Annotated in this window: 17 protein-coding genes and 2 pseudogenes; 5 read left to right on the forward strand and 14 right to left on the reverse strand. The window is 58.5% G+C overall.

What is annotated here, in order from left to right; all coding sequences use genetic code 11:
* Positions 1-128: 128 nt before the first annotated feature.
* Positions 129-881: pseudogene (locus tag F6X40_RS33690) on the forward strand (tyrosine-type recombinase/integrase); the annotation flags it as partial.
* Positions 882-1120: 239 nt separating this feature from the next.
* Here F6X40_RS33690 and F6X40_RS33695 read toward each other — a convergent pair.
* Positions 1121-1537 carry a DUF4279 domain-containing protein gene (locus F6X40_RS33695; protein WP_184023210.1) on the reverse strand — a complete coding sequence of 139 codons (417 nt, stop codon included), beginning with the start codon at positions 1535-1537 and terminating at the stop codon, positions 1121-1123.
* 10 nt (positions 1538-1547) lie between these two features.
* Positions 1548-2324, reverse strand: a complete 777-nt coding sequence (locus tag F6X40_RS33700) for a hypothetical protein (protein WP_187630801.1) — start codon at positions 2322-2324, stop codon at positions 1548-1550.
* Between the two features lie 631 nt (positions 2325-2955).
* On the opposite strand from F6X40_RS33700, the gene F6X40_RS33705 reads away from it, so the two are divergent.
* Together F6X40_RS33705 and F6X40_RS33710 are read left to right on the forward strand one after the other, a co-directional pair.
* Positions 2956-3810, forward strand: a complete 855-nt coding sequence (locus F6X40_RS33705; RefSeq protein ID WP_184051664.1) for a PA4780 family RIO1-like protein kinase — start codon at positions 2956-2958, stop codon at positions 3808-3810.
* Between the two features lie 161 nt (positions 3811-3971).
* A complete protein-coding gene (locus F6X40_RS33710) occupies positions 3972-4538 on the forward strand; it encodes a sensor histidine kinase (RefSeq protein WP_262421650.1) in 567 nt (188 codons plus the stop codon).
* A gap of 342 nt (positions 4539-4880) precedes the next feature.
* Here F6X40_RS33710 and F6X40_RS33715 read toward each other — a convergent pair whose 3' ends face one another.
* Together F6X40_RS33715 and F6X40_RS33720 are read right to left on the reverse strand one after the other, a co-directional pair.
* The gene (locus tag F6X40_RS33715; protein ID WP_187630802.1) at positions 4881-5882 is read right to left on the reverse strand and encodes a hypothetical protein; all 1002 of its coding nucleotides are present in this window, start codon (positions 5880-5882) and stop codon (positions 4881-4883) included.
* Positions 5883-6133: 251 nt separating this feature from the next.
* Positions 6134-7897, reverse strand: coding sequence for a serine hydrolase (locus F6X40_RS33720; protein WP_187630803.1), 1764 nt, complete (start codon positions 7895-7897; stop codon positions 6134-6136).
* Positions 7898-8023: 126 nt separating this feature from the next.
* Here F6X40_RS33720 and F6X40_RS33725 point away from each other — a divergent pair, with 126 nt between their 5' ends.
* Both F6X40_RS33725 and F6X40_RS33730 read left to right on the forward strand, forming a co-directional pair.
* The gene (locus F6X40_RS33725; protein ID WP_187630804.1) at positions 8024-9043 is read left to right on the forward strand and encodes an IS30 family transposase; all 1020 of its coding nucleotides are present in this window, start codon (positions 8024-8026) and stop codon (positions 9041-9043) included.
* Positions 9044-9427: 384 nt separating this feature from the next.
* Positions 9428-9961, forward strand: a complete 534-nt coding sequence (locus F6X40_RS33730; RefSeq protein WP_187630805.1) for a GNAT family N-acetyltransferase — start codon at positions 9428-9430, stop codon at positions 9959-9961.
* 97 nt (positions 9962-10058) lie between these two features.
* Here the strand turns inward: F6X40_RS33730 and catB are convergent, their stop codons facing one another.
* The 10 genes and pseudogenes from catB to F6X40_RS41925 all read right to left on the reverse strand — a co-directional run.
* The gene (catB, locus tag F6X40_RS33735) at positions 10059-10700 is read right to left on the reverse strand and encodes a type B chloramphenicol O-acetyltransferase (protein ID WP_090801522.1); all 642 of its coding nucleotides are present in this window, start codon (positions 10698-10700) and stop codon (positions 10059-10061) included.
* Positions 10701-10946: 246 nt separating this feature from the next.
* Positions 10947-11498, reverse strand: a complete 552-nt coding sequence (locus F6X40_RS33740) for a GNAT family N-acetyltransferase (RefSeq protein ID WP_187630806.1) — start codon at positions 11496-11498, stop codon at positions 10947-10949.
* A 437-nt stretch (positions 11499-11935) separates the two neighbouring features.
* Positions 11936-12397 carry an anthrone oxygenase family protein gene (locus F6X40_RS33745; RefSeq protein ID WP_187630807.1) on the reverse strand — a complete coding sequence of 154 codons (462 nt, stop codon included), beginning with the start codon at positions 12395-12397 and terminating at the stop codon, positions 11936-11938.
* Between the two features lie 92 nt (positions 12398-12489).
* Positions 12490-13668 (reverse strand): acyl-CoA dehydrogenase family protein, encoded by a 1179-nt coding sequence (locus F6X40_RS33750; protein ID WP_187630808.1) that lies wholly within the window; start codon positions 13666-13668, stop codon positions 12490-12492.
* Positions 13669-13731: 63 nt separating this feature from the next.
* On the reverse strand, positions 13732-14310 hold the full coding sequence (locus F6X40_RS43680; RefSeq protein ID WP_410452556.1) for a hypothetical protein: 579 nt from the start codon (positions 14308-14310) through the stop codon (positions 13732-13734).
* A gap of 51 nt (positions 14311-14361) precedes the next feature.
* A pseudogene (locus F6X40_RS33755) lies at positions 14362-14508 on the reverse strand (transposase); the annotation flags it as partial.
* 53 nt (positions 14509-14561) lie between these two features.
* Complete coding sequence (locus tag F6X40_RS33760; protein WP_187630809.1) at positions 14562-14996, reverse strand: hypothetical protein; 435 nt, start codon at positions 14994-14996, stop codon at positions 14562-14564.
* A gap of 152 nt (positions 14997-15148) precedes the next feature.
* On the reverse strand, positions 15149-15628 hold the full coding sequence (locus F6X40_RS33765) for a nuclear transport factor 2 family protein (RefSeq protein ID WP_187630810.1): 480 nt from the start codon (positions 15626-15628) through the stop codon (positions 15149-15151).
* A gap of 213 nt (positions 15629-15841) precedes the next feature.
* Positions 15842-17677, reverse strand: a complete 1836-nt coding sequence (gene asnB / locus F6X40_RS33770) for an asparagine synthase (glutamine-hydrolyzing) (RefSeq protein WP_187630812.1) — start codon at positions 17675-17677, stop codon at positions 15842-15844.
* Positions 17678-18162: 485 nt separating this feature from the next.
* The coding region (locus tag F6X40_RS41925) for a hypothetical protein (protein WP_222946236.1) at positions 18163-18437 on the reverse strand (275 nt) is incomplete at its 5' end.

Below are 18437 nucleotides of genomic sequence, written 5' to 3' on the forward strand. Positions count from 1 at the left end.
TGTAGTCTCCAAGGGTTCAGCAGCGATTACAACCCCCACCAGGGGGTCGTTTCGGGGGTTGCCACGATTCAAGCGCCCGTCGGATGGAAAACGCCCCCAGCAGCGGCGCGACAACCGGAGACGCAAACATGGCGCTGACCGATGTCGCGATCCGTAACACGAAGCCGGGTGAAAAACAGCAGAAGCTGTACGACGGTGGCGGCCTGCTGCTTGTCACGCCAACGGGCAGCAAGCGATGGATTTTCAAGTACCGTTTTGCCGGAAAGGAAAAGAGCCTCGCACTTGGCGTCGATCCAGGCGTGCCGCTTGCCGATGCCCGCAAGCGTCGGGACGACGCCCGCGAAAAACTGGCAGCAAACATTGATCCGGGGGAAGCCAAAAAGGCCGGAAAACGCGCCGCCCGCCTTGCTGCTGCCAATTCATTCGAAGCCGTTGCGTTCGCCTGGATGGAAGAGCGCGGTCAGTCCGTTGAAAGCGGGCAGTATGAAAAAACGCTTGCGCGTTTCAGGAATGACGCGTTTCCCTGGCTTGGCAAGCGACCCATCGCGGAAATTGACGCACCCGAGATTCTGGCGGTCCTTAAACGCGTGGATAGCCGGGGCGCTCGCTTTACGGCTCACCGTCTGCGCAGCGAAATAAGCCGCGTGTTCCGTTTCGCGATCAAGGAGGGCTATTGCAAAACCGATCCGGCACGCGATCTGGTTGGCGCAATACCGCCTGCACAGACAACGCATTGCGCCTCGATCACCGAGCCCGCCAAGGTCGCGGAGATGTTGCGGGCCTTCGATGCCTTTTCCGGCACGTTCCCGGTTTTGTGTGCGCTCAACCGCACAAAATTCATTCGCGAGCGCCGCGAGATGATGCAGGAGTGGGCCGATTACCTTGACCGGATCAAGGCCGGGGCCGAAGTCATTCCGATCAAAGGCGGGACGGTCGCCTGACTACCTCAGCGGGACAACCATTTGGAACAGCGCCGCCCGATGATGGAAGCGTGGGCCGTGCATGTTTGCGGCATAGAGGATTAGTTCAGAAGTGCGGCCCATAACACTTGCGCTGTGCCTTACAAGCTCGCACAAAAAAGCCGACTCGCGAGGATCGGCTTGTGCATTCGAGCGAGGCTCTATCGATATTCATCAATCTCAACCGTGCCGCCCATGGCTTCCATCATGGTGCGAATATCGTCGGGCACATCAGGCACGCGGTCGCCGCTCTCGTTGTCCCAATAACAGAAGAAACGCATCTGTGCGCCCTTGTCTGCGAGTAGCTGGCGCAAGTCGTCTCGCGGCAAATTCAGGCGATCAATAAGATAGCGGAGATGCGGTTCCAGCGAGTCGCTATGAACGGCGGCTTTGCTTCTCACCCCCCACACGCCGGTACGCCCCGGCATGCTGCTCAATCGCCCCGACGGAGTCATAAACCGCTTCCCCTTGACTATCGCCGTGTCGGGCGGAACGCCGAAATATCTGGTCCAAACCTCGGGATCTAAATCATCCCCGGCTATTGAAAATGATGCATGTGCGAGTTGATGTGCGTTCATCGTATGAAGATCAGTTTGCATAGTCGTGCATATTGCCGATGATGTTTTTTCTAAATTCAACGTCCCCACTATCGTGCCAAATGACATTGTCATCGCCTCGCAGCTTGAGGTCATATTTCATCGCATGGACCATGTCGCCAAACGTGTCGCGGCCATACCCCAGCATCTTCGCCGCGTAGTTTGGATTGTTCGTGCTCGCGGCGAGTTCAACGACATCGCCGCTCAACGCATCAGGCACATACTCAAACGGCTGCGCGTCGCCGAGCAGCGTTGATGCGCCTCTATCGCCAGCCCTGGCTGCGCGCGCAGCGTTCAGCCGGGTTTGCCAGGTGGCCGGATCATACTGGACAGACAGCACAGGTTCGCCGTCCGGGCGATTACCGGCCCTCGCTGCGATATCCCTCAACGGCGTGCTGCTGTAGGGTGACGGAAACAGGCTATCGCGAGGGCTTTTAATGGCAAGCAGGGCACCGCGGCGCACCTCTTCGAGAAGCGCAAGGATGACCCACCAGCCATCGGTGTCAGGGTTCCGGTCCCGTACATGATGAAAAAACAGCCAGTGACCGCCAATGAGATTCCTGACCAGTTTCCGGTCCTCCTCCCACTTCCTGTGATTCAGTTGGGCAATGTCAAGAAATTCCCGGGTCTCCGCACTGGCCCTCTGAAGGTCTGCGGCCTTGCCGAGACACGCTTTATAGTGCCATTCGTCGCAGATGACATAACAGGCACCCGGTGGCCGCTGGCAGAACAGCTCCACGGAGTGCATTTCAAATACGGACAGGGACATGGGTGTGTCGATGGTCTATCTGAAGTCGCTGCCGGGGTTGACAGCAGTCAGATAATTACCGTGCGACAGGCAGTCCATACATGGGCGACAGCCCAAAATCTCCACGGCTCTCGATGAAACGGAAAAAAGCGCCCGCAGGAACATTGCGGTTTTTCGCGCCCGTAGCGCGGATGCTCGCGGGCAGCGACCGTACCGCTGGTCTATGACCTTTCCAGCCGCCGGCGGCACTCGCGCAGCAGATCATTCGCCCGAAGCCGCTGTTCGCGCCAATACGGCGCGTACGTCCGCGAGCGCATCCTCGAAGAGACCAAAAATCGACACCTGCGCAACCGTTGCCGCTTTGGAGAAAGTCGAATGCCCGTTGTGGGTCGGGCGCTGCCCGTCGTGGCGAGTAGCCAGCGGCCAGGAGCGGCGGCAATGCATCTGCGCAGTCGTCAGGAGATTTGATTTGAGTCGCCTCCCCCTCGAACCCTTTATAATCCGGCATGACTTCCTCCACTCCCCATGCTGCAACCCGACGAGCGGAACCGCCCACGCGATTCATCGGTTCGCCGATTCCGCACACCTCAGCGACCCATTCGCCTTCCACGCATTTCGAACGCACGCGCCACGAGCCGCACTGGTCGGTCGTATGAAAATACCCAAACGGCTTGCACCGCTTCTTGACGAAGGACTCATCGACGAAGTGATCGGCCAGTTGATGAGCGGCAAGGAAGCAACCGTCTACGTCGTGCGCAGCGGCGACTCGATGCGGTGTGCAAAGGTCTACAAGGACGCGAAGCAGCGCAGTTTCCGGCAAGCCGCATCGTATCGGGACGGCCGCAAGGTCAAGAACAGCCGGCAGGCGCGTGCGATGGAAAAAGGTACTCGCTATGGGCGCCAGATGCAGGAGGAGTTGTGGCAAAACGCCGAAGTCGACGCACTGTTCCGACTTGCCGACGGGGGCGTGCGAGTGCCGCAACCCTATATCTGTACCGATGGGGTGTTACTGATGGAACTGGTGGTCGACGCAACGGGTGACGTCGCGCCACGCCTCAACGACGTCCATCTGACTGAAGCGCGCGCCCTTGAACTGCACGCCCTGCTGCTCAACCAGGTTGTCCGCATGCTCTGCGCGGGTGTGATTCACGGCGACCTGTCCGAATACAACATCCTGCTGGCGGCTGATGGACCGGTGATCATCGATCTGCCTCAGGCCATCGACGCCGCCGCCAACAACGAAGCCGCCTCGATGCTCAAGCGTGACGTCGACAACCTGGCGGCGTACTTCGGACGGTTTGCACCGCAAATTCTCGGCGCGGACTACGGAACGGAGATCTGGGCGCTGTTCGAAGCAGGCGAGCTGAAAGTCGATGTCAAATTGACCGGCCGCATCGAGCTCGACACGCGACCAGTCGACCTCGATAGCGTGCTGCAGGAACTCGAAGAGACACGTCTTGACGAAGACGCGCGAGTGCGGCGACAGCAGGAACTGAGCGCGAACTGATAACCCGTGCTCGATGTACCCCGAAAGGTGCCCCGAAACAAGGTCTTCGACGAATGTTGCACCGGGAACCGGTTGCGCACCGTCAGAATAGTCGAGTTCGGCCAGTTTCCGTCGCTGGACCGAGCGTCGCGTTCGGTTGCCGCGCCACCGCAAATCCGTCCATGTCAGTGGCGATCGCGCAACGCGGCGCCGTGCGCATGAAGCGGATGATTGACGATCTTCTCGTCTTCACGCGTACCCGCCTGGATGACGCGCTTCCAGTGGACTTCACGTCGCGGGGCATCGGGCGTATCTGCAACGATGCGGCAGATGAGGTACGCGCTTCGTATCCGGATGCACGGATCGACGTGCGCGTTACGGGCGAGACTGCCGGCAAGTGGGACCGCGCCCGCATCGGCCAACTGCTGATTAACCTGCTTGTGAACGCAGTCCAGCACGGTGCAGGGAATATAAGCATGGATGCTCTCGGTCACGGTGGGCAGTTGACTCTCGTCGTGTCGAACGAAGGCAACCCGATACCAGCGGCCGACCTGCCGACGCTCTTTGATCCATTGACACGGGCCAGCCGCCCGCCGAGGCAAATTGGACCCTCCTCGAGTATGGGCCCGGGCCTTTACATCAGCCGGTGCATCGCACATGCGCACAACGGCACCATACAGGCCGGGTCGAAAGACGGCAGGACGACCTTCACGGTCCAGATCCCCCGTTTTCCGTCGCACGTGCTCTGACCGGAACGGCCTTCCGCCCCGGAGTTTCACGCCGGAGCTTGTTGCGCTTCGTCATGCCATTCCAGATCGCTCGCCAAGCCGGTCCCGTGCATCGACCGGTTGAATCCGCCTCAAAAAGCTGACTCAGGGCGTGATATAGATAGTGGGTCGGCTAAGGAAGTTGGCGGCGATGCTGCGGCGCAACCGCAGCAACACAGGTCGACCGTCCGGGCCCGGCGGCGGATTTGGGACGTTCGCCACTGTCACCCGGCTCGTCGACAAAAAGTGCCCCTCGCGCTCACAGGCACCGACGAGTACCTTGATGCAATTCGTCCCGAATCTAATTAAACAGCCATCGGCGCGTTAGCGACCGTCGCCAATGCGGGCCCATGCGAGCCTGTCTGACCGCATTTTGATGTATGCCGGATCAGAGGACAGCGCGGGAGAGAGTTCACTCCAGGTTAACTCGGAAGGCGGCCCAAGATAAAGGATGGCGTCGAACTGCTCCTGCATCACAGGAGAGCGGACAGGATCGACATATATCTCCACCATGACGTCGTCGTGCCTAGTGAACATGGCGTGCGGATAATACGATCGAAAGCTCGCCTCTCCGAGCGGAGTGCCGAGAATGAGCGCAAGACTTGGCGTCAGCCAGGAGCTGACGTCGGACTGTAAAGTCGCCGGATCACCAAACACCGGGGTCCAAACAGAATAGACTTTGACGCCTTGGCTTTCCAGCAACGAAACGATGGTATTCGGCAACGGGTCGAATCGTTGCTCTGCCTTCTCTGGGAATTTCAATTGCCAGTACAGGTTCTTGCGCAAAAGGTGCATGCCGCCATAGACGACCAAAGCGCGGCGCTGCCTGGCCAGCACTTCACGTTGGATAATTTCAACCGCACAGGTGTTGCGGTCGCCCATGGCTTTCCAAGCCTTATCGAGATCGTCGGCGCTATTGATTTTCGACCAATCTATCGGCGGATCGCCTAACAAGATGCGAATCTGACGGTCTTTAGGGAGCGAGGCATTCACATCGCGGACTTCACGAAACAGCCCTTCAAAGACAGGACGATCCCACACATCGTGGGGCTGCGTAGTGTTTTGCCAAGCTTGGCGGAGTTGATTTTCGGGTACGTCATCCCCCGCAACGAACCGGTCCATCATCTCCTGATAAAGAGAATTGCCACTTTCAACTACGATGTCGTTCACGATGTATGCAAATCGGGGGTCCCGGATCAGCGAAACCCGAAAAGCATATGCTTGCTCACAGCCGTGGCCGCCGTCGCAAAGCGCGACGACATTGTGGGATTTGAAAGCGTCAAGAATAGCGGCGATCGGATCAATCGGACTTGCAGCTATTGTCATCGTGTGGGCTCCATCACTCTGGCGGCGAACGTTACGAATCGTTGAACAAGCATTTATGACGGTCGGACAGGCGGCAGGGTTCTGCGTGATGCATCTGGTTGGGTGTCTGGGTCGAATCAACGCGACCTTCCCTTGTGGGTCGACATGAGCTGGATGCCTTAAGCGGAAGTCAGCTCGGACGCGCCCTCCCGATCTCACCCGCCAGTGCATTCCCCAATACAGCTCCTGTCGATGATGATGGGCCGCCCGGTTTAATCGGCGATCGGCTCTTCATGCTCCATCGTATCGGCGGAATCAGCATTCTCGACCCGAGTCAAAACGAACTCGGCGACCGAGTTCCAGTGCCTCAATGCGGCCACGCGCCCGTTTTCTATCACGAACTCGAATGTCCTTTGTGGCCATTTCGGGTTGCGAAACTGAAGACCCTTGAGCGGAGTTAAAACTTCCGCAGGAGCCTCTGGAAAGTGCAGCATAAGCTGGTTGTCGCGCCGCAGCTTGATCGCGCACTTGGCGCCGAAAGCAGCCTGGTACGTGCCGGTAAGCTGCTTGAGCACACCTGGCGCAGGCGCGTCCGGAATCCGGACGAACACGGCATCCGTCGCGTCGAGCCACAAACTGACGCGGTCGATATCGCCGAGTGGACTGGTCAGAAACGACATGGACCACGCGCCTTCGGCCTCGTCATCGTCGGTATCGAACCGGTCGTAGTGGTAATGATGCAATGGCAGCTTCGTTTGACGGAAACGAAACTGAAGCTGGAAATCGTTGAGTGAGATATGTAGTTGCCCGTAGGCAGGATGCTCGTAGCGACCGACGTAGTCTGCGAGATCGTGTGAGGGCCGCGTGTCTGGAATTGCGCTTGGCCTTACCCGTTCGCGCGACTCGCGCATGTTCTGCTTTGCTTTCAAATGGAACTCGCGCAATGCGTCCATCGAACTCGACTCGCCCAGTCCCAGCAGGCGGTCGTAGACGTTGTAGCCGACGGCATTTCGCAGCATCGAGCAGTGGTCCCCGATCACGAACACGACCACGCCCAATTTCTCGCGCGGCAAATACGAGACCTGCGAATGGAAGGCGCGGAGATCGCCGCCATGACTCGCAAGCAGATGTCCCCGATACGAAGAGGTTTGCCGGCCCATCCCATAGATTGAATTAATCTCCGGCTCAAAACCAAGGACGTCGCCCAGCGGGTCCGGAAATGCGAGCCCAGGCGCCAAAGTAGCCTGCAGTATCTGCTCCAAAATCACCTTCTTTCCAGCCATCACCCCGTTGTTCATCAACACGGCCAGCCAGCGACTCATATCATCGAGGCTAGAGACGATGCTCCCCGCTGGACTCGACCAGTTCAACTCCGGATACGGTGTCTGCCAGAGCGCCTCACTATCGCGCCTCTCCGTGAACGGTACCGCGTGATTCGGATGAGCCAGCATGTCGGCAATGGTGAAAGCAGTCTGTTGCATACCCACAGGAGTCAGGACCTCGTCGCGGATGAATTGATCCCACGACTTGCCGCTTAGCAACTCGATGATGTGGCCCACAGCCTCGTACATCATATTGTTGTAGATAAGCTTCGATCGAAATGGAGCGATAGGCTTCATGAATCGGATCCGGTCGAATAGTTCCTTCTTTGAGAACTCGGCTCTATGCAGGATCATGTCGTACCGGGGCACGCCGGTACGATGGCCGAGCATATCGCGTAGTGTCACCGCGGCATCGAGCGACTTGTCGTAAAAGCGCAAACTCGGGACAACATCGCGGATCGGCTGATCGAAGGTCAGCGCGCCCTTTTCGACCAAAATGCCGGCGGCAATGGCCGTAAATAACTTGGTGTTCGACGCGATAGGAAACAAAGTTGACGATAAAAACGGCAGTCTGTTTGCATAGTCACGGTAACCGTAGCCTCTCGTGAAGATGACTTTTTCGTCTTTTACAATACTGACGCCTATGCCGGGCGCGTTCCATTCATGCACCCGTGCTTTTATGTAATCGTCGAAATCGCCCAGATCGCTTAGCATCTACCGTCCTTTGATTCGAAGGTCAATTGTCGAGAGAGAGGTTGCTCTCATGCTCTTGCCCGATCGCTGAATACAGAGGGCGGCCTCAAATCTGAAGTGCAACACCGTTTCGTATAAGGTGTTGCGATGCACGAAAGAAAGTACCAGCAACTTCAACCTGAAGAGCGCCTGACCATTGCAAGCCTGCATCTGCAGGGTTCGAGTATCCGGGCCATGGCCCGGATACTCGGGCGCTCGCCGGCCACCGTTAGCCGTGAACTGACGCGAAACAGCTCTCCCGCAGGCTACGCATCGGCACCAGCTGAAGCGCTCAGCGCCTCACGCCGCAGCGCGGGGCGCCGCCCCACAAAGCTTTGCCTGCAAAGCGTCTGCTGGCGTATCGTTCTCACCCTGCTCGAGTGGAAATGGTCACCCCAGCAGATATCGGGCACACTGAAACGTATGTATCCGACCGACCCGACCCAGCAGGTTTCGCATGAAACCATCTACACGGCCATCTACGCCCAGCCGCGCGGCGAACTGCGCCGTCAACTCATCGCCTGCCTGCGCCATGGTCACAGCACACGCATGCCGCGTACACGCGGCACAGACCGACGCGGACAGATTCCCGACATGGTCAGTATTCATGTGCGGCCGCCCGAAATCGAGGACCGACTGCTGCCCGGACACTGGGAAGGCGACTTCATCAAGGGCGCGGGCAATCAGTCCTCGGTCGGCGTTCTGGTTGAACGGACCAGCCGCCTGGTGCTGCTCGCAAAGATGGAAGACGCCACCGCAGCTTCGGCGCTGGCGGGCTTCTCCGCCAAACTCAATTCGATTGTCGCGCCACTGCGGCAGAGCTTCACTTATGACCAGGGCAAAGAAATGTCGCGCCACAAAGAGCTCACTGCCGCAACCGGCGTGAACGTGTATTTTTGCGACCCGCACAGTCCCTGGCAGCGCGGCACCTGCGAAAACACCAACGGGCTGCTGCGACAGTATCTGCCAAAAGGCACCGACCTTTCGGTCTACAGTCAGGATGAACTCGACGCCATCGCCGACAGCCTGAACAGCCGGCCTCGTGCAACTCACAACTTCCATTCACCATTCGAGGTCTTCGCCGCGACCCTCGCATCAGCAAGTCAACCTCAAAGCTCTAAACATTAATCCCGCCGTTGCGCTTCACTCTTGAAACCGCCCTGGAGCAAGTCAAAAACCGCAAGAAATTCTACAGGGAACAATAAAAAAGTATTCGATTAGTGAATCGCTAATGCCACGACTGCGTTCCTGAACGAACGGCCGTTATGGAGAAAATTGAACGACTTTTGCGGATCGGGTATCGCCCATCGAGGTTGGCGCAGACTGATTTTCTCTTCACTTGAAAGAAGAGTCGAAATGGACGCGATCTTGAGATGGCCGAACAGACGGAAGACTGAGTGGTGATCGCCGGACAGCAATCGGACCCTGTCCGGTCAGGATGAGACATTCGACACACGTTTCTGATTCGTCGACAATCGGTGAATATAGACAAACCTCGACGGAAGACTTGAGATGATGCTGCGGCCGACAGAAATCCAGATTGAATCAACCCGGCTCTTGATCAAACCGTTCTCGGCCAACGACGCAGATGCTGCGTTCTCGTTCATCACCCCTTCGCTCACCCGTCACATGGCGTGGGAGCCGCCAGCATCCCGGCAGGATTTTGATGGTGTTTGGCGATCCTGGGTACCGTCGATTGACGATGGGTCAGACTATGTGTTCGCGATACGTCAACGCGCCGACGGGAGTTTCCTTGGGTTAGCCGGGCTTCACCGCGTCCGCACCGAGAGCCCGGAACTCGGTATCTGGATTCGTGAAGATCGTCATCGAAATGGGTTTGGTTGTGAAGCTGTGACCCTTGTTGCACACTGGGCAACGCGAACCATTGGTTGTGGAAGCTTTACGTATCCGGTTGCCGAAGAGAACCGTCCCAGCCGGCGCATCGCCGAATCGCTAGGCGGCGTCATTGTGGAAAGCCGCGCGACGCCAAAGTACAAGTCTGTGGTTTACAGAATTCCTCGCCAGCCAGTCGCAAGCGAGGTATAGGCGATTCTGCCTGTGGACTGGCTTCCGTCGGGCAAGATCGGTCAGTCAAGGTCAACGCCCAGATCGTCAACTGCGTGCGTGTCGGTCGACGCGAGTGTTAGCGACCCGATAACGATGAACTGCTCCAGCGTTCATACAATGCTGCGATATCCGTGGCACAGAGCAACTTCATCGACTTGCCGATCTCGTCCAGCGGCCAGTCCCACCAGTTCATCTCGAGGAGCATCCCGATCTCATCGTCCGAAAAGCGCTTTCGGATCGGCTTTGCCGGATTCCCGCCGATAATCGTATAGGGTTCAACGTCCTTCGTGACAACGGCGCAACTCCCGATCACGGCACCGTGACCGATGTGAACACCTGGCATGATCATCGCTTCGGAGCCGATCCAGACGTCATTCCCGACAACCGTATCGCCGGCGGGTTCGAATGCATCGCAGGCGTCAGCAAACGCCGGTTCTTCCGTCATGTAGAAGAAGGGAAATGTGGTTACCCAATCGTTCCGGTGCCCCTGGTTGCCCGCCATCATGAACGTCGCACCACTTCCGATAGAGCAGAAGCTACCGATGATCAGCCGGTCGACACCTGTGCGGTCTGGCAACAGGTAGCGTGCACAGTCATCAAAGGAGTGTCCGTGATAGTAGCCAGAGTAGTAGCTGTAACGCCCCACGATGATGTTGGGATTGGTTACCTGCTCTGAAAGCGGCTTCCCCTTGAAGGGGCTGTCGAAGTAATTCTTCATAAAGGGACCACGCTGTAGTCTGGGGTGCGTTTATCGTTCGAGCACGCAGGTTACGAGGAAATCCGGTAGCGGCAAACCTGAGCCGTGCGGCAGAATCTTTCGTCAATGACGGTCGGGACCAGTTTCGCCGGTTTTAGCCAACTCCGGTCAGTCGACGCTGCCGCGCAAATTCGCGACAATCAGAGAGAACTCCGGTCGCTCACGGCGCAGCGTCAAGTTCACATCCTGGCGTCAGCCAGTGGCCATCTACGCCCGACGATCACATTCGAGCAGCCCGTACAGCGCGCTATCCGACACCTCACCGCCAACTATCCAGCGATCACGCAACAACCCTTCGCGGACAAATCCGAGCCGTTCGAGAAGAAGCGCCGAGGCTACATTTCGTGGGTCGATATCCGCCTCAATCCGGCGTAAATTCAGCGTGCCGAACGCGTGCTCGATCAGCGCGGAAACCGCCTCACTCATATATCCGTTTCCCCAATGCTTGCGTTGCAGACCAAACCCTATCTCCGCGCGTCGGCATTGCTCGTCTGCATGAAAGAGAGCGCAATCACCGAGCACTTCGCCGGTTGTCTGCAACTCGACTGCACAGATGAAGTCTTGGCCGCCAGCTGACGTCTTCAATTTACGTGCGACTCGATCCGTTGCCTGATCCAGGGAAGTCATCGCCGGAAACGAAAAATAGCGCATCGCATCCGCGTCCGACCAGATCGCGAACAGTGGTTGCGCGTCTTCATGACGAAGCGGCCGCAGAACTAGGCGTGGGGTAGTCAGCGTGACGGGCTCGAATAATGACATGACGGGGGCAGGGCACCGGAAATAGATGACCCCATTAGAACATGTGGGCCGAGAGCCAACAACCGCACGCATCGAACCGCGTGGCAGCACAGCCTTTGTGCGGCCACTTTCGCGATTTACCTCTGTCGCTTACGGGTCGCGTGCTGCCGGTCATGACACGACACTTGTCGATCGCACAACGATTACATCGATGAACCGAGGCTATTTTCCCGCGGACTGCCTTGGCTGAAACGGAGGCCCGTGAATTGGAAGGATGAGCCGTTTTGGCGAAGAGCGGCACGAGCCTAAGCCCCCAGTCCCGTCGGTCGAGCAACCGCTCATCCGAGCAGTTGGAGTAAGAGAAGGCGAACTTCCCACCAGGTCGACGATATCCAGCGGCGTCATCAAAAAAGCGCCGGGTCGATAATTTCTGAACCGTCTGGCTTCCCGATCACGCTTCAGGCAGTGCGTAAGACCACGGATGCCGCGTAGAGCGCGAGCCCCGGAACCGAAAAAAGAGTACGGATCACGTGAAACCTGATCCATCGCGCGCGTATTTGGACCCATTCGCGCGGCGGGTTGTGAATAGACCAGGACTGGATTTGATGATTAATGCGGACACATGTCGGTACGCCAATTATTATGGTGAGCGCATAGCAGACTGCACCTGCCGCAGCAAGTTGCCCGGGAATGGAATGGACACCGTACATCACAGCAAGGGCTACGCCTCCTGCCAGGGCACCTATAACTACGATCGGCATATAGGGATCGAAAGTACGATTCGTATGCTGATGGAATTCAACATAGGCAGAAACCGAAAGCCGGGACATCGCGCGTCCTAACCCTATCCAGTTGACGATCAATCCACCGGTTGCAAGTGCGCCGAATAGAATAACGATTAATGTAATTGAATTTTCCACGATTCGTTTGTGTCTCCATCCATTCGTGAGCATCCTCAGCCGCATCGGGTATAGCTCCCCGACGCTGCTGGTGTTCGGATTGCCCGGCTCGACTAGCCAGCGGCGGTCTTCGGGACCAAGTCTTCCAGAAGCAGCCTGCCAACTGCCGCATAATTTCGTTGCTGGGCCACGACGTGCTGCGCCCCTGCGTGAAGGTCACGCAATCGCCGCTGCAGCGGCGAGACGTCGTAGAGAGCGCCCCCGCCACCCAGCGCGAAGCACGCGTCGCCAATACGCACACAGGTCGAAGCGATCCACACGGCGTTCTGCGTGCTTTGCATGCGCAGCGCGTCGTCGTTGATTGTTCCCGCCTGCGCATGGCCCCAGTGGCTTGCGGCCTGTACCTCCATGAACGCCTGCGCCGCCCTCAGGTCGGCTTCGACTCGGCCGAGTTCTGCCTGGAACAGCTCCGAATCACGCATCGCAGTCACCGCGCGCTGCTGCCTCCGGCCGGTATTCGCAAGCGCGACGAGTTCCCCCAACGCTCCTTCGGCCACACCTACGGAGAAGGCGCTGTGCATCACCGGAATGAGTTCCAGCACGCTCTGATAGAGCGGGCCCGGAAGACAAGGCACGCGGTTCTCGATATCAAAGAAGTTCCTTTCCGGCACGATCTTGTCGGCGATCGCGATGTGATGACTGCCGGAACCCTTGAGCCCTGCCACGTGCCACGTATCTTCGATCCGCCATTCGGACGCTGGGAGAATGAAGCCGCGCACCAGCGGCGGCCCGTCTTCGCCGGCGCAACCGGGAAGCGGCCTCCCGTCTTTCGTCATCGTGCAGAAACCCATCATCCATTCGGCTTGCTGACAACCGCTGGCGAACGGCCAGCGCCCGCTCACGCGCCAGCCGCCCGTCACCGCCTGCGCGGTGCCCGCAGGCTGGGACGAACCGGCAAGGATGACGTCCGGACCCGTCGCGTAGACCTGATCATATGTCCGAATGCGCAGCAAGGATGCAAACAGCGCGCCTGCGCTGGCAATCATCGCGAGCCAGCCCAACGCCCCATCGATCTTTGCGAGTTCGACGATCACCCTGAGCCCTTTCGGAAGATCAAGCTCCATTCCGCCGTGACTCCTGGGTACGAACATGCGATAGATGCCGATCGCCTTAAGCGTCTCCACCAGGTCTGGAGGCATTCGGCGTGCTGCTTCGATTTCGGCTGCGCGCGATGGAATGCTCGGCGCCAGTTTGCGGATTTCGTCAAGCATACGGTCGACTTCATGGGTCATGGCGTGGGTCCTTTGATGTGAGTATCGCGGAGTGACTCTTTCACAACACCCTTGATCCACGAGTTATTCCACCCGATGGAACGCGTCACGCCGCATCAGACCGAATAATCGCCGGGCTTGCGCGGTTATTCTGGGCGAGGGGCTCTGCGCCGCCTCGAGACCGTCAGCAATCCTTCCGACGTTCACCGCATCTGTGTTTGCCATCCCACGGGGACACGCCGGACCCGGCGCAAACGGGTTCGATGGCACCGCAAGTGTCGCTTGCGGCGTACGCGCTGCGTCGTCTCCGTCGATGATTGGGGTTGCCCTTTCCAGGACTCGTCGATGAAATGCTGTAACTGGTTCGCGTAAATGTTCCCGTCCGCGCTTTCGGTAGTCGAACAATTTCCGGTCCTCGCCGGCCGCCGTGTCCCAGTTCCACGGCGTGGCCGTTGTATCCGACAGACTGATGTTGGCAAGCGCTCTGCTTGACAGGCGCAGCGAGCATGCCGCCGAGTCCTCGACAGCGAAGCGCCGCGTGCCACTCGACGTGACGGCCTGCACCGTTTCGATCCCACCGCAGAGATACCGTAGCAAGTCGATTTCGTGAGCGAGATGAAGGTACGTACATAAGATTAGCCGCTCAAATTTTCGCCCTGCCATTGCAGGCGCACGAATGATGTCCTACTCCTACGGAGGAAAGCTACCCAAAGGCAACTGCCGCTTCCATTCCGTGATCTGGTTCGGATGCACATCGAACTGCTGCGCCAGTTCGGCCAGCGTCCGCTCGGCTTTGACCGCTGCCAGCGGCACCTCCGCTTTGAACGCCGCTGAGTGCGTCCGTCGGGTTCTCTTCGTCATTTCCCCGGCTCCTTTGCCAGCAATATCGCTGGCTCGGGCCCCCGCCAAACCACTTATTCGACTGTCCGAATTTGCGCGGCCACCTCTGTGCCGACGTCGAGAAACCGTCCGTCAAACGTCTTCCTGAGAAGAGGTCGAGTCTCCGCCAGCGCGACACTGCGCCGGAACGCAAAACGGGAAGCCTGCCCCTGCATTTTCAGGAGCGAGGCATCATCAATCTTCCATTCGCCGGCACGATTTGGATTCCCGAACAACTCGCCCGCTTCCGCAAAAACCATCCCGATCGCCTCAAGGATTGCCGACACGTGTTCCTCCTCGATCATCCCAGCGCTCCCGCTGAGAGCCGCTTCCGCTCCGAGCATGATCTGTTCGCGAATAGCTGGCGCCGCGTCGCCGCTCGAACGAAGTTTCAGCGACGCGCCGATGAGCGAGAGCGCTCGTACGGCGTCGCTGAGGCTTCGAAGACGATCTTCGATGGGCTCTGACATGATTGCTCCTTTAGCCGATTCTGGAACTGGTTGGTGTGATTGACGACAGGAAGGAAGCTGGTCGACTCACGGACTGCGGAGAGTGTCCTCCACACAGGCCCGAAGTTGCTCCGGACGTTGATCCGGCCCGGTGATCCGCCTGGCTATTCGGCTCAGGACTGGGACGCAGCTTCGATTCCGGCAACCGGTTTCCAGTTCGGCAGGGGCGTCACGTAGTGCAAATCGAATCTGCGCTCCGTGAATGCCCAGTGGCCGTCACGGCGCTCGAACCGGTCGTGATAAAGGCCGCTGATCTGGACCGGCCCCATCTCCGCATGGGTAACCAGCGCGTTGAGCGCCACCTTGCCCGTGGCGAGGTCGCCGTTAATGTCGATCAGTGGATTGGCCGTCCAGTGATGCATGTACGGGATCTGCGCCCAGTTCCTGTGAGCTGACTCGATGATGGCATCGATACCGGTACAGTTGCCGAACGCGTCGCCCAGTAACAGACTCGCATCGCTATGCCAAATGCTGCGCAGCAGTGCCTCATCGCGATTGTCGAACGCCTGACTGTATGCGGCGATGAGCCGTTCCAGCGCGAATTGGCTTTCGAGTGCGTCGATCCGTGCAGCGATATTCTGGGTAGTCGCCATGTGTTCTCCTTGAACGTTTCATTGGCTGGTTACACGTCGGATCAGTGTTTGCCGAAGGCGAATGACATGTATCGGCACCCTTGATCGGAGCCGCGAATCCTTGATGCGTCTGATTGCCCCCTACAAGGCGAGCTTATCGGCGTGTATTGTGTTGGCCAGCAGGGACGGCGGCAGAGCGCATCCGGCGCTAAAATCTCATAGCGCCACCTCGCCTTATACGAGTTCCACGTCGTACCTTTCCAGCCAGTCCGACATCGCAAGTGCGTGATCGATGTCCCCTCGCTCCCAACCGATGCTAACTTCGTTCAGCGGTTGATCGATCAGCTTACGAACCGCGTCCACGTCGAAAGTCTGTGCCGTGCGCGGCGACGCCTTCGAGATCACGCTGCCCATGCAGGCACGCAAAGCGCGTTCATACGCTGGGTCTTGCGTGGCCGGATAGGGGCTTTTCACGCGTTTGAGAATCGCCGTGGGCACGACGTCGCCTGCCGCTGCGCGCAGCAGGCTCTTCTCGCGACCATCGAACGTCTTCATGCTCCACGGCGTGTTGAATACGTACTGCATCAGTTCGTGGTCGCAGAATGGCACACGCACTTCGAGGCCTACAGCCATGCTCATCCTGTCCTTCCGGTCTAGCAGGATGGGGAGCCAGTTGATCAGATGGAGGTGGCATATCTCGCGCATACGCTTTTCGGCGCCCGTCTTGCCGACATGCGGTACTGCGCGGAGTGCCTGGGCGTAACAGTCGGCCTCATACTCCTTCAGTCGCAGCTCCTTTGACAGGTCCGGCGACAACAGCGTGTCGAGCTTCGACGGCGCAACCCGCATCCAGGGGAACGTGTCGAGGTTGACGGTTTCCGGCGTGTGAAACCATCTATAGCCGCCAAACACTTCGTCGGCGGCCTCGCCGGACAATGCGACCGTCGAATTCTCGCGCACTGCCTTGAAGAGTAGATAGAGCGATGGGAACAGGTCGCCGCCGACGAACCATGCCGAGTCGAGCGCGTCGACAACGGCACGCCGCACTTGCATGTTCGCGAGCTCGCGGTCGTTCAACACGACCTCGGTGTGCCGCGTATTCACCTGCTTGACGAACTCACGCACGAACGGCGTATCGGCGGTATCGCGGTACGGGTCCTTGGCGAACGCCTGCCCATGGTCCGCAAAATCGACCGAGTAGGAGTGCACTGCACTGCCGCTTCGTTGGCGCAATATCCGATCGGCCATCGCCGTGACCAACGACGAATCGAGCCCGCCCGATAGCAGGCTGCAAAGCGGAACGTCGGCAACGGTCTGCTGGCGCATGATCCGGTCGAGGTGTCCACGAATCGTTTCGATCGTGACACCCAGCGAATCGGTATGTTCGTAACCCTCGAGCTTCCAGTAGGACCGTTGCGCGATGCCACTGCGCGACACGCGCACCAGGTGTCCAGGCATCACTTCGCGCATGCCTTCGTATACCGCGTCGCCGGGCATGCGGAACATGCTGATTACGTGCCGCAACCCTTCCAGCCCCACTCGCGGGACAATATCCGGATGAGCCAGAATCGCTTTTGGCTCGGAACCGAACAGCACGCCGCTGCCGAAGGGTTGATAGAACAGCGGCTTCACGCCTACACGGTCGCGCACCAGCAGCAACTCCTCTTTGCGCGTATCCCAGATCGCGAACGCATAGATACCAACCAGACGATCGACAAATGACTCGCCCCACTCGAGGTAGCTGCGCAACACGACTTCGGTATCGCTGCGGCTCGTAAAGCGATGGCCGCGCTTCATCAACTCGTCGCGTAGTTGAACGAAGTTGTACACTTCGCCGCTGTAGGTCAGGCATGCAACCGCTTTACCTTCTTCCGCAGCTTGCATTGGTTGCGCTCCGCCTTCGAGATCGATGACGGAAAGCCTGCGGTGTCCCAGTGCTGCGTGGCGGTCGATCCAGATGCCCTGCGCGTCGGGCCCGCGCAGTGCCATCGTGCGTGTCATTGCCTCAATGATCGGCTTTTGCTCGCCCAGATCGCGTTCGTAGTCCACCCAGCCCACAATTCCACACATCACCGTATCTCCTCTGACATTTGAAGGACGTGCAACGGACAGGCCTTCATCGGGCTCTCTAAAAAGCTCAAATGAAGCCATTGCTTCCTCAGATAACACGTCACGAGAAGAAAAATTCCGAGATACTCAGTGGATGAGTGCACACCCTGCCGCAAGCTTCAGGATAGGAATCTGACGGTTTGTAATCACCTCTGGCTTCGACCATCATCGACCCGATAGGGTGAGCGGCTGTTGTACTTCGCCTGCTGTCAATCGCGGGCTTCGGAGATTCAAGCGGCTCATGCTGTGCATGAGGCGGCACGCAGTTAAGGGTTATTCGACGTCTGCCCTCATTCACATGGCTGTGAGTGTGCCGCGGCGCGTGTGGGCAGGCGTCGGATAAGCCTCGAGGGAGGAAACCGCGGGATGGTCCGAGACGCTCGGAATTTCAGGTGGCTATGGCGATTGATGGTCCGGCATCCTCAGCATTGTTAGAGGAAGGCGGCTCAAACAGGATGCTGGACGAGCCCAGACGTCGTGACGATGCGATGCACTGGCGCGAGGGTGAGGATGAAGTGGATGTGCGGGAGGCTGTGTGACGCGACAGGCACAAACGTCCGCTTGTGGGCCGCGTTGCCGCAAAGCCGACGATGGTGTGGCGCGACAATCTGGATGAGAGACGCGCGACAATCAGCTTGAGAATGTCGCGGCAGAAATATGATGCCGATGTTGATTGACGCTGGCAAGCGTTTATTGATTGACGCGCGGTTTTGATTGACGC

It is taken from the genome of Paraburkholderia sp. UCT31 (assembly GCF_014397655.1).
In the GTDB taxonomy this organism is placed as follows: Bacteria; Pseudomonadota; Gammaproteobacteria; order Burkholderiales; family Burkholderiaceae; genus Paraburkholderia; species Paraburkholderia tuberum.

Bases quoted from the DNA above. Each gene is read 5' to 3' on its own strand.
- F6X40_RS33695 (WP_184023210.1), bottom strand. From the start codon at position 1,537: ATGAACGCACATCAACTCGCACATGCATCATTTTCAATAGCCGGGGAT.
- F6X40_RS33700 (WP_187630801.1), bottom strand. From the start codon at position 2,324: ATGTCCCTGTCCGTATTTGAAATGCACTCCGTGGAGCTGTTCTGCCAG.
- F6X40_RS33705 (WP_184051664.1), top strand. From the start codon at position 2,956: ATGAAAATACCCAAACGGCTTGCACCGCTTCTTGACGAAGGACTCATC.
- F6X40_RS33710 (WP_262421650.1), top strand. From the start codon at position 3,972: ATGTCAGTGGCGATCGCGCAACGCGGCGCCGTGCGCATGAAGCGGATG.
- F6X40_RS33715 (WP_187630802.1), bottom strand. From the start codon at position 5,882: ATGACAATAGCTGCAAGTCCGATTGATCCGATCGCCGCTATTCTTGAC.
- F6X40_RS33720 (WP_187630803.1), bottom strand. From the start codon at position 7,897: ATGCTAAGCGATCTGGGCGATTTCGACGATTACATAAAAGCACGGGTG.
- F6X40_RS33725 (WP_187630804.1), top strand. From the start codon at position 8,024: ATGCACGAAAGAAAGTACCAGCAACTTCAACCTGAAGAGCGCCTGACC.
- F6X40_RS33730 (WP_187630805.1), top strand. From the start codon at position 9,428: ATGATGCTGCGGCCGACAGAAATCCAGATTGAATCAACCCGGCTCTTG.
- catB (WP_090801522.1), bottom strand. From the start codon at position 10,700: ATGAAGAATTACTTCGACAGCCCCTTCAAGGGGAAGCCGCTTTCAGAG.
- F6X40_RS33740 (WP_187630806.1), bottom strand. From the start codon at position 11,498: ATGTCATTATTCGAGCCCGTCACGCTGACTACCCCACGCCTAGTTCTG.
- F6X40_RS33750 (WP_187630808.1), bottom strand. From the start codon at position 13,668: ATGACCCATGAAGTCGACCGTATGCTTGACGAAATCCGCAAACTGGCG.
- F6X40_RS43680 (WP_410452556.1), bottom strand. From the start codon at position 14,310: ATGGCAGGGCGAAAATTTGAGCGGCTAATCTTATGTACGTACCTTCAT.
- F6X40_RS33760 (WP_187630809.1), bottom strand. From the start codon at position 14,996: ATGTCAGAGCCCATCGAAGATCGTCTTCGAAGCCTCAGCGACGCCGTA.
- F6X40_RS33765 (WP_187630810.1), bottom strand. From the start codon at position 15,628: ATGGCGACTACCCAGAATATCGCTGCACGGATCGACGCACTCGAAAGC.
- asnB (WP_187630812.1), bottom strand. From the start codon at position 17,677: ATGTGTGGAATTGTGGGCTGGGTGGACTACGAACGCGATCTGGGCGAG.